At 61.4% G+C, this 10,578-nt stretch carries 4 protein-coding genes; 1 reads left to right on the top strand and 3 read right to left on the bottom strand.

The annotated features are described in order from the left end of the window. Positions 1-44: 44 nt before the first annotated feature. The 3 genes from K5Q19_RS10395 to K5Q19_RS10385 all read right to left on the bottom strand — a co-directional run bounded on the left by K5Q19_RS10395 (position 45) and on the right by K5Q19_RS10385 (position 8,738). Positions 45-287, bottom strand: coding sequence for a hypothetical protein (locus tag K5Q19_RS10395; RefSeq protein WP_292944515.1), 243 nt, complete (start codon positions 285-287; stop codon positions 45-47). Next, positions 284-5,689 carry a DEAD/DEAH box helicase gene (locus K5Q19_RS10390; protein WP_292944512.1) on the bottom strand — a complete coding sequence of 1,802 codons (5,406 nt, stop codon included), beginning with the start codon at positions 5,687-5,689 and terminating at the stop codon, positions 284-286. Before K5Q19_RS10390 ends, K5Q19_RS10395 begins: the two co-directional genes overlap by 4 nt. 64 nt (positions 5,690-5,753) lie before the next feature. Further along, positions 5,754-8,738 (bottom strand): hypothetical protein, encoded by a 2,985-nt coding sequence (locus K5Q19_RS10385; RefSeq protein ID WP_292944509.1) that lies wholly within the window; start codon positions 8,736-8,738, stop codon positions 5,754-5,756. 147 nt (positions 8,739-8,885) lie between these two features. Here K5Q19_RS10385 and dcm point away from each other — a divergent pair, with 147 nt between their 5' ends. Continuing rightward, complete coding sequence (gene dcm / locus K5Q19_RS10380) at positions 8,886-10,316, top strand: DNA (cytosine-5-)-methyltransferase (protein ID WP_292944506.1); 1,431 nt, start codon at positions 8,886-8,888, stop codon at positions 10,314-10,316. The last annotated feature ends 262 nt before the right edge of the window (positions 10,317-10,578 follow it).

Below are 10,578 nucleotides of genomic sequence, written 5' to 3'. Positions count from 1 at the left end.
AAGCACCAGCGCTTGCACCGGTGCCTTCTCGGCACGTCAGCAAATCAGCGCAAGGCGGCCCTCACCGCAGGGTTACCGAAATACCGCGGTTTGGCGAAGATACCCGCCACCACGATGTCGACGTCGCTGACCTTGTAACCCGCCAACTTCGCGTTGGGTGCGATCTTGACGTGTTCGACCTCGATCGGAGATCCTTTTAAGCCGGGCCAAAGCTTGTCGAACGCGTCGGCGATCGCGAGAGCCGCGTCGTATTCCTCCGTGCCTGGCTCGCCGATGATGTCGATCATGACCTCAGCGCCAGCAAGTACTCGGGGTACCGTATCGCGAAATGTCGAACGTCAACGAAGCGGATCTCGGCGTCTGTGCCGTGTGCCGCGCGAAAACTGTCCTGAGCATCGAGCTGGACAGGCTGAACCAAGCCTAGCGCCGAATGCCACAGCGGGTGACCGAGAACCAAGGCTCGCGCATTCCTGGAGATTACCGTTAGCCCCGCGTGCTCCTCGACACCGACGTCAAGCCGCGACTTTGCGCAGAATGCCGCGAATGCACTGGCGGTGCGGGCCTCGGCCCCGCCGATCCAACGCCCTGCTCCAAGCGGAAGGCCGAGCGTAAGCTCGGCGAGGTCTAGCGCAAGGCGCCAGTCGAGCAGCCCATGTGAAAACCGGTTAGAGTAGCTACGGAGGCAGTCAGGGCACGAACGGTCACAGTTATCGGCATGTGCCGGGCGAGACCATTGTTGGCTCGTGTCAGCATAGAAGCGCGACAGTGCGCGAGCGAAATTCTCGGGATCGGAGGCCCAGCGCGCATAGCCGGCGCCGTTTTCGAGCGCGTCCGCTAGGAAAATCTGCTCGGTTTTCCCCTTGCCAGGGATTGCGATCGGTTGCCTCCCGACCCGGAATTCGTCGGGCGAAATATCCAGTTCGGTGGCGATCGCCAACTTCGCGAATTCCGCGAACGAAGCGAGTGCTGGCGTGGTTGACGGCATGCCGGACTCCAAGAGCCCGTGGTTCCCAACTCCCGGGGTGTTGTCGAAGTAAAAGCTCAAGACATCGGTGGTGAAGATCGCCCCGATCGCGCCGGAGGGCTCCTCGGAAATCGGGTTGCTGGGAAGGTCACCGGGAATTCGGTCATCTCGGTAAAGGGCGGTGTCATTCACGACGACCATGTTCGGCTCCTTAGCGTGGAACTCGAAAAGCTGGTTGTCGTTGTCGTTGACCACCGTGACCGGACCTGTTCCGATGGCCATCTCGAGCGGGCCACAGTGACGGTCGCCATATGACTGATCAAATGCCATTACTGGGGGCGGAAGTGCTGGCCCGCGACTGCGCTGGCCGTCGTAATCAAGGGCCCGCCAATGCGCCATGAAACCCTTTGGCTGGTAAAGCTTGAAGTCCTTCGACGGGTTTCCGCAAACCTTGCAGGTTTCGGCCGAACCGTGCGTGATCGCGCCGCACTCGTCGTCGACGCAACGCGAGTAAGGAAGCGGATCCCCTAGCGGGTTCTCCTCGTTCCGGACACCTTGCGGAGTATCATATTTCGAGACGAAACCACAGGCAACATGCAGCTGCTTGTCCTTTGGCACCTCCGAACCAGGTGAGAAGGCCCAAACCGCGTGGTCGAGCGGACGGTCGCTCAAGGCAACCTGCTCAACCCTAGTGGCCCCCTTGTCCGAGTAGAGCGTGCGAACTTGCGTGGGGAAGCCAAACATCGGCAACAAGCCGGCAACGGCAAGACGGTGGCTCAACTCGCGCTGGATGAACCGCGAATCTAAAACAACTTCGTCGATCTTCGCGACGAGATGTTCTCGCAGGTACGTGGCAATCGCAGCCTTGGCGTCGGCGGCAAGCGGTGTGTAGGCACCGAGCCGAGAAACAACAGTGTCGACCTCGGGAGCGCGGACCAGCCAGTTCGCGACTGCGTCGCGGTAGGTGGCCCACTCGTCCACCTTTCCGAATGCACCGTGGAGGCTCTCGGGATTGCGTTCTGGGCCGTCCTCGATCGAGCGGAACGCTCGTCGCAGGAGCTCGGCCGATGCCACCCGTGACAAGATTTCTCCCCGTGACAGGTCGAGCTCGGGCTGCGGAGGCACGTCACCCGTCATCCGCTCGGGATGGTTGAAGTAATAATCGTCGTGGGCCGCGCCCCTCGAGATCGTCAAGGCATAGGAGAAGGGTTGCCCTGCGCGGCCCGCGCGACCCACCCGCTGCTGGTAGTTGAAGCGTTGCGGCGGCATGTTGGCCATCATGACGAGCTTGAGGGACCCGATGTCGACGCCGACCTCCATGGTAGTCGTAACCGAGAGGACGTCGATACCGTGCGTAACCGGGTGTTCGTGGCCGATATAGGCCTGGCCCTTGAAGAGCCGCTGACGCTCGCGCTGCTTCTCGAGCGGCTTGGTTTGGCCGGTAAGCTCCCAGGCGACCAGCCGGTGTGCAGGCTCTCTCGATACCCACCCGTAGTAGTCCTCTCCAGGGTCGGTGATCTTTTCGAACTTGTTCGAAGCGCAGTAGTCGGTCGTGCAGACCAAGCCGGGATTGTTAAGCGTCGCGGTCGCGCAACCTTCGCAGCGCAGGAGCGGTCGATTGCTACGCGGAACGAGGTCTATCTTGAGCTCGAGGAAGTTCCTCGTCTTGAGCAACCAGTTCTCGTTGAGGACCCCGATGCCCGAAAGCCGCTCCCCAATCTTTTCCTCAAGGTCCTCGGGGAGCTGGCCAAGTTTCGGACCGACTTTCGCCAGGTAGGCTTGGACTGCCATGGGGGCATTGGCCGTGTTGCGTGTCGATCCGCCCTCGTAGAGTTTACGCTGACCCAAGATTCGAACGACGTTCGATAGCACGCCCTCGGCGACGTCATCGCCAAGGCCGAGCGCAGCCCCATGCTGTCCCTTGATCGCGATGTAAGCGACCCCCATGGACTCGAGGTCCCGGCCTGCACGATCGAACAAGGCATCGGCCACGTGGCTCGAGAGGTGACCGAGGTAGTTGGCGTGACCCCGCTGCAAAGTCTCGGGGGCGAGATCGTCCCAAGTTGCTCCCGCGGGCTTGGGAAAGAATCGCCACCAATCGATGCCGTCCTTGCCCGGGTACTTGGCAAGGCTCACCTTGGGGCCTGCCGGGTTGACCCCCATGGAAACCAATTCGTCGACGAGACTCGTAACGAGGGTCGGCCACGCAACGCGGGAAGTCGAGGCGCTGGTGTCGAGTTCGGCTAGGACTGCCAGCTCTGCCTCTTCGGCCATGCCCGCGGAGACCAGCCTTGACGCTTGCCAAGGATTCCCCGGCAGCTTCTTCGCCTTCTCAACGATAGCCGCTTCGCTTTCGGATAGTTCCACACCCGACTGTGTCTTGGCTACGAGCTCACCGAGGAGCTTGGAAGTAATCGCCTCGCGCGGGTGTAGCGCCTTGAAAAGGAGCTGCCGGACGAGGTCGCGGAAATGGTGAACCTCGAGGCCGGCTGCGAGGTCTGCCGCGTCGTCGCGACTATCGGTAAATGCAATCATCTGCTCGGCCTTGGCCGTGTCGCTGGTTGCGATCGCGGACCGGTCTGCAACCAGCTGGGTGGTCGCGTTAAGACCGGTCCTTAGCCCGCGGATCGGCGTGTTGACGGACGCGCGGTAGAACTTCTCGATCTCCTTGGCGTTGCGCCATTTCTGCTCGCTGCCGCACCTAGGGCAACACTCGGGAAGACCCGCCACGTTGACGCCTTGCGCCGGCGAAAAGACCACCCCGGTCGCATCGTCGCCACCTGGCAAGGCGGGGCGGAGGAAGCCTGCAAGTGGATCGAGGTGGCCGAGGGCGAACGAGAACTGTTTCTGCCCCTTCTTTCCCGGGCCCTGGTGCGTCCAGCTCCGGTTCTCCCGCGGAAGCTGTCCTCCTGGCCAGTACCAACGGAACTCCTCGTACGGGCGCTCGTAGACCATGCCCGGTGGGGCCATCGCCATGCCAGGCTTGGTCGACTCGAGGAAAGCAGCGTCTAAGCCAGTTGGAAAGCCCTCGGGTTCCTTGACCTTGAAACCGCCAAGGTAGGCCTCACCGCAATCGTAGCAATACAACAGCTCGAGCACTTGGCCTCCGCATGCGCATTTCATGGCCGGCGAATGGAAGAGCTTTCCTATTTTTCTTCCGGGCGTCCGGTATTCCTCGGGAATCTGGTCACAGGCCGGGTTGCTGCACGCCCAAATCCCCTGCACCTGACGAAGGAACATGTGCGAACGGAAGGTAGGAAGTGGATTCTCCCATTTTGTCGCCTCGTCACCGAGCTCGGATTTTGCTGCAATAAGGAAGCCCTCGAATGCAGCGTCCGACGCCGTGTTTCCGAGCAAGACCTCTTTCAAGCGGCTCAGCCTTGTAGGCCGGACATGCCCATTCTCATCCTTCCCAGCGAAGTGGCATGCGGCGGCCAAGGTCTTCCTTGGTGAAATTCCGCCAAGCGCTGCTTGCAGCGCATCGGTAGTCGCTTCGCCTTGGCTTGCAGCGGCCTCGAGCTTGGCTAGCATCTCCCCGGCTAAGGGAAACTTGGCCTCGTAAGTCGAAGCGCTGCCCTTCAAGATCGTGAAGGTTTGCCGCGGAACGCCGAAGAATTGCTCAAGGTAGGCCGCCCCGGTATCCCCATCGAGCGAGGCACTCGTCCCGATGCAACGCAGCTGCGGCGAATCCGGTTGTAGCCCTAACCTGTCGAGCAAGTTCCTGACGACCAGGGCCACCTCGGTTCCCTGCGTGCCACGGTACCCGTGCAGTTCGTCCACGATCAGGCTAAACAGGTTGGACGGGTCCGACTCCAGCCATGCCCTCGTCTTGTCGAAAATCAGGTCCTCAACGTCCCTCATGAGCATGATATTGAGCATGCTGGTATTCGTGATCAGAATGTCGGGCGGAGTCGCGACCATGTCCCAACGTGTGAGGAGCTCACCGCATTCCGGATCCTGAAACTGGGATACTGCCTCGACGAGGTCGTTGCCGCTCTTCCCGTTAGCCGCGAGTGCCTTGTGTAGGCTCTTGGCCTCGCGGGCAATCTTCTTGATCTCGGCTGCAACCTCGTTGACTTTGTTCCTGCCGGAGGCGTTCAACGGACCTTCCGGAAAGAAGGTGCCCCCTGGTGTCGCGCCCGTGTACCGGCCGAAGTAGAACAAGGGCATCTTGTGGATCTCGCGCGCGCGGATCGCGGCTTGGCGCAACCTCGAAACCTGATCCTCGACCAGCGCGTTCGTTGGATAAAGCACGAGGGCGCGGACAGCAGCGGGCGGGCCGTCGAAAAGGCCGTCGCGCATCGGCTTCCATGTCGGCTGGTTCCCCTCTAGTCCTTTTTCCCACCAACGGTGCAACGAACCGCCGCCGGCACCTGACCGTCGCTCCTCCAGTATCCCTGCGAGTAGCGGAAGCAGAAAGCTCTCGGTTTTCCCTGAGCCCGTGCCAGACGTCACGATGACGTTCCTGTGGCCGTCGGGCGTTCCCTTGTGGGCCGTCACGAGCGATTTCGCCTGGTGATCGCGCAGCTTGATCGCGTCGTTGCCGAAGACCACCGGGCCAAGGTGCCTCGCGGTAAAATCCGAAAGCCCGGCGTCCCGGCAAGCATCCCCGATTTTCTTGACCGACGGGTAGACAGGCACGGCTTCCAGCAGCGCTTCCTGGGCCATGACACCGGGCTGCGCGAGGATCGCGTCGCGTTCACGCATGATGCCAGGATCGCGCATCCAGAATGCGCTATCGTAGTACCGCTTGTACGCATCGCGCACGTAGGAAAGGACGTGCGGGGGACTAGCTACTCTCATTGGGAACCTCGGGAGGATAAAGGGTGTTCAGGATGGCGGCTGCGACATCGCTTGGCACGTTGGGATACTTGACCACGCCTGCATCCTGAATCGGCAAGTGCCCGGAACAGGCGCACAGGGCCCTCGCCAAGAGACCGGTCGGTTCCGCACCAAGGCGCGAGATGAACTCCGAGGACGCTTGCGAGAAGGCGTGCAGGTTGATCCCGGCATCGCGCGCAGCGAGCAACTTCACGATCTCGTGGGGACCTTGGAAGAGACCACCTTTCTTGTCTCGGTAGGCATAAGCCTGACCACGCCATGCGAGCCGGTAGGCACCGGGCTCCTGCACGTCATCACAACGGTTCCACCTACCATGGACCAGGTCGTAACGTTCGGATGCTACGTCATCGGCCACCGAGAAGGGTACCAGCATGCCCTTGATCCCGCCAAGGCCTTGCAGGCGGCGGGCAAAGGCGCGCGGCGGGTCGATGACCAACGCGATCGATCTCCCGTGGGGATCCTTGACGGACTCCGCGAGCCGCACCGCGATGCCCGGTTCGACGCTGTCGAAGGCGATGTTCCTTGGCTGCCCCTCCAAGGACTCCGAGATGTCCAAGGCACCGCCAGCGAGGAGAAGTTCGCGTGCCGCGTCCAGCATGGTGATGTTGCGAAAACCTCTCAGGTACGCGCGACCCTCGGTGAAGAGGAAGAGCGAGGGTGAAGCGATTGACCATCGCGCTATTCTCCCCGTGCCAGGCTTTCGCACGAGGTCGACGTAACCAAGTGCCTCGAGCGAGCGGGCGACGGCATAGGCCTGCCAGGGTTCAGACACGTTGATAGAAAGGAGCGCCTCGAGGGAGGCCCAGCTGCCTTCGCCCAGGAAACAAAGGGCGTCGAGCAAGAGATCCTGGTCAACCTGCTCGACCGGTTCGGCCGTACCCGACGCACGGGGTACCGGATCGCGTGCTTTCTCTTGGGCTTGCTTAGGTGCCTTGCCCCTGTTCTTCGTCAAGACCGAAAGCCCGCAATCCCTGCACTCCATGTTGAGCGGCATGTCCGGTTTGCCGCCTTGGGGGACCGTTTCACAAATCCAGTAGTGGCTGCCCCGTTCGCCGCACGACATCGCGAGAATGGACTTGGTGTCGACGGATTTGCCGTGCTTGAGAGGTTCAAGACTCGCAAGCAGCGGGGCAGAGAAGCCTCGTTCCGCTTCGCCGCCGGCGGCCAGAACTGCGAAACCTTCCGGAAGGAAGCTAGGAAGCTCGCCGGATGCGTTCACCCAGTTTTCAGCACGGTCCTCATCGGCAAGCTCGGCCCTCGAAACGGCAGAGAACGGCGAGGCATATTGCAGACCCTGGAGGGCATCAATCTCGAGTGGCCGGGGGCGTCGCGCGGTCCGGCACAAGAAGCCATGATAGCCGGCCTCTTTCCCAGCCTCGTGCGCGAGGGCGACCATGTCTCCGCTTGCCGGCACGAAACTGGAGATGTCGAGCTCGCATGCCTCACCTTCGCTCTCGGCGTTGGCTAGGGCGGGTCCCTCCGTATCGATGCCCTCGAACAGCTCGATACGCGTGGGCCCCCTGCTTCCCTCGAAGCGCATGACAGGGGGAGCATGCCGGTGCCAGACGCTCCGTGACAAGCGCAGCCCGCCAGCGGTCACGAGACCCGCAGACTTGGCAATGGGCACGAGCGAGCGCAGGTCGTTGTCCGGCAATTCGGTCGGCATCCGCTCCAAGCGAACGTGCTCGTAAAGCACCCAGCCAACTGGAAGACCTGGCAAGTCAGACGATGTCGCCAACGTGAACCCCGGTGCCGCTAGCTCCGCGAGCAAGTCCTCGACTGCTGACCGGGTTCGTTGTCGATCTCTAACCAAGACGACGTGCTGCGAACCTATTGCTGTCTTGTTCGTCTCGATCCAGAAGGGACCGCTCTCGGCACGAACGAACGGGATCACGGCCTTGTATCGCCAGCGAAACGTGCGATTCTGGGCTACTGCGGCGTATTCTGCTCCCTTGAGCATGATCTCGGGGAGTGGAACCAAAGCCGGTGGTGACAACGTCGCGAAGGAACCGAAAACGTCGTTATCAAGGGTGAGCTCGCGTCCCTGCTGATCCGACAGAAGCTGCACGTCACCTTGTTCACCGTGAAGGCCAAGCGAAAGCGCTGCGACCCGGTCGGGGAAACCCGGCACGAGAGAAAGGGCCAGAGCAAGCGTGGCAAGCTGCTCACGATCACCGCCGCTCGAAGCGCCCGACGCTTCCGACCAATCGTCCAGCTCCGCGATGACGATCTCGCAGATTCTCGGCCGTAGCTTCGGGTCCGCCCAGGCCTGTCGGAGTCGATGATTCGCGGCCGACGACCGGATCCATGAATCAATATACCGCCAGATCTCGGCCTCGGTCACGTTGTAACCGCCGGCAAAACCGTAACGTTCGAACATGTCGTGGAAGCAGGCACGGTCACCCGCACGGATGATCGCCTGCGAAATCGCGATACTGACGTACTTGAACTGGTTCACCGGGCGCGCGGTCGGCCGACCGAAGCGGTAGTCGGTGCTTGCGAGCCAGCGCGCGAGCCAATGCCAGAATTTCTCGGTCTCGATGCCGTGCAAGCTTAGCTGTTCGCGCGGTAGCCCGGTTAGCTCGCTAAGCCGGACGTAGTAGTTGCCTTGCGTGTGCTGGCCGTCCGAGGCCATGAGTTCCGCGGCATGCGAAAGGCAGAATAGCAAGGCCGTGAACGGCGGCTTGGATGCCATGCCTTCCTTGCACCAGAACTTGAGCTGGGTCGCGTGGCGCGCATAGGGATCACCCGTCCGCGAGAGGCTCCGACCAACCTCCTTGCAGATGAAGGTCTCCACCTCTTCCTCGCGTTGACCAAGGCGCTTCGCGGCCGATGCCAGGGCGACGGAATCGAGGACCATGAAAACGGGACGAGATTCGAAGCGGCCCGAGAAAATTACTTCGTTCAGGACCTCGTTTACTTCGCCGTACACCGATTAACCCCCTCGATTGGCAGAGGATGACCGGGCAAGAGCTTGCTGTCCAGATCAAAGGGGGGATCGTCAACCAATAGAACGAAATAGCTAAAAACCGCCCAAAACGCCTGGACTGCCGCCAGGCCCCGTGCTAGCAAACAAGGCATGAAACTCGTCACCAAGATCCTCGACAAGGATGGGACGACCGCAGTTCCGCTGACTTCCAACGAAGAGCCGACAGCGACTCGCTCGATATACTCGGCGGTAGACCTTTTCGCTGGCTGTGGTGGGCTTGGCACCGGTCTCGAGAACGCGGGCTTCACGACAGTGTTCGTGAACGAGCTCGATAGGGATGCAATGGCGACCTACCTGCGCAACCGGGGGCACGAGATCGGTGGAATGCGCTTCTCGGAGAACGGCGACCTTCGGTGCCATGACGCGCACGAATTGCAGGGTAAGCGCCTCGAGAAGCTCGTGGGCGACCTCGGCGACATGCGCGAAGTTGGACTACACTTCGAGCAAACCAAGCTTGGCAAGATGAGCAACCTCGACATTGTAGCGGGGGGGCCTCCTTGCCAAGGATACTCGGGGATCGGGATCAGGCGCTCTTATGCCGCCGACAAGGAGGCTCTCCCTTCGAACCGGCTTTACGCTAGAATGGTCAAGATCATAGACCGGCTTCGTCCGCGCGTGTTCCTGTTCGAGAACGTGCGCGGACTCTTGAACTCGCGTTGGACGCGCGACGGGACGCGCAAGATCTTTCCGGATGTCCTCGCCGAATTTCGCGCGATCTCAGGCTACGAGGTGCGCTGGTCGCTGGTTTACGCGAAGGATTACGGCGTACCGCAGAATCGGCCCCGCGTCCTCCTGGTCGGGATACGCCGCGATGTCCTCGAAGCCAGCCACTTACTTGATAAGGACGCGGACCCCGAGGACGCGGTTGCGTGCGGCTTCCTCCCGCTGCCGACTCGCGGATACTTCCCCGACCTCGTCGACCTTCTCGGTGATCTCGTTGACAATTCCGTCGTCGATGCCCTGCGCAGTGGCAATTTTCCCGCGGGACCATTCGAAACTAGCAAGTACCCACATAAGCCGATGAATGACCTGCAGGCAGGTTTTCGCACTCCGCCTGCTTGGGCCGCCTCTCGCGCCGGCATGCTAACCGAGCAGGAATACAGCAGGCACAACCGGGACATCGTCGAGAAGTTCGACTACATGCTGGCAAACGGCGGGGAAATCCCGGACCACGCGCGGACCAAGAAGTTCTCGCAGCGGGTGCTCAAGCCCCGGTGGGGCAATTCAGAACCCAACATGACAGCGACTTCGCTCCCCGACGACTACGTCCATTTTAGCCAACCGCGGATCCTCACCGTCCGGGAATGGGCACGCTTGCAGATGTTCCCCGATTGGTACGAGTTCTCTGGCAAGCGAACGACCGGTGGCATCCGGAGGGCGGGAAACCCGCTCGAAGGCAACTTCGACCGGGAAGTCCCCAAGTACACCCAGATTGGTAACGCGGTCCCCGTCGGGCTCGCCGAAGAGGTCGGCAAGCATTTCCGCAAGATTCTCGATCAGGCCGTGGGCACCCGTACCTGAAAAGAGCGACACGGACGTTGGAGACGTCCTAACGGCATCCACGCGCCACGAGATCGATGTCGCCCTCTTGGTCCCGACCGAGACGGGGCTGAAAAAATCGATCATGGACGCGACTGCCAGCGCGCGGGATCACCTCCTGCCAGCGAGGCTCCACGACTATGACAAGCAAGCACAAGGCCCCGAGAACTAGACTCGTTTTCACTTAGGTTGAAGCATATCCGGAGTTTCTGAAGTAGTTTGCGCATTCCTGAGGCGGGAAGGC

Source organism: Novosphingobium sp. (genome assembly GCF_019748365.1).
Lineage (GTDB): Bacteria > Pseudomonadota > Alphaproteobacteria > Sphingomonadales > Sphingomonadaceae > Novosphingobium.
This window is presented reverse-complemented; position numbering and strand designations above follow the sequence as displayed.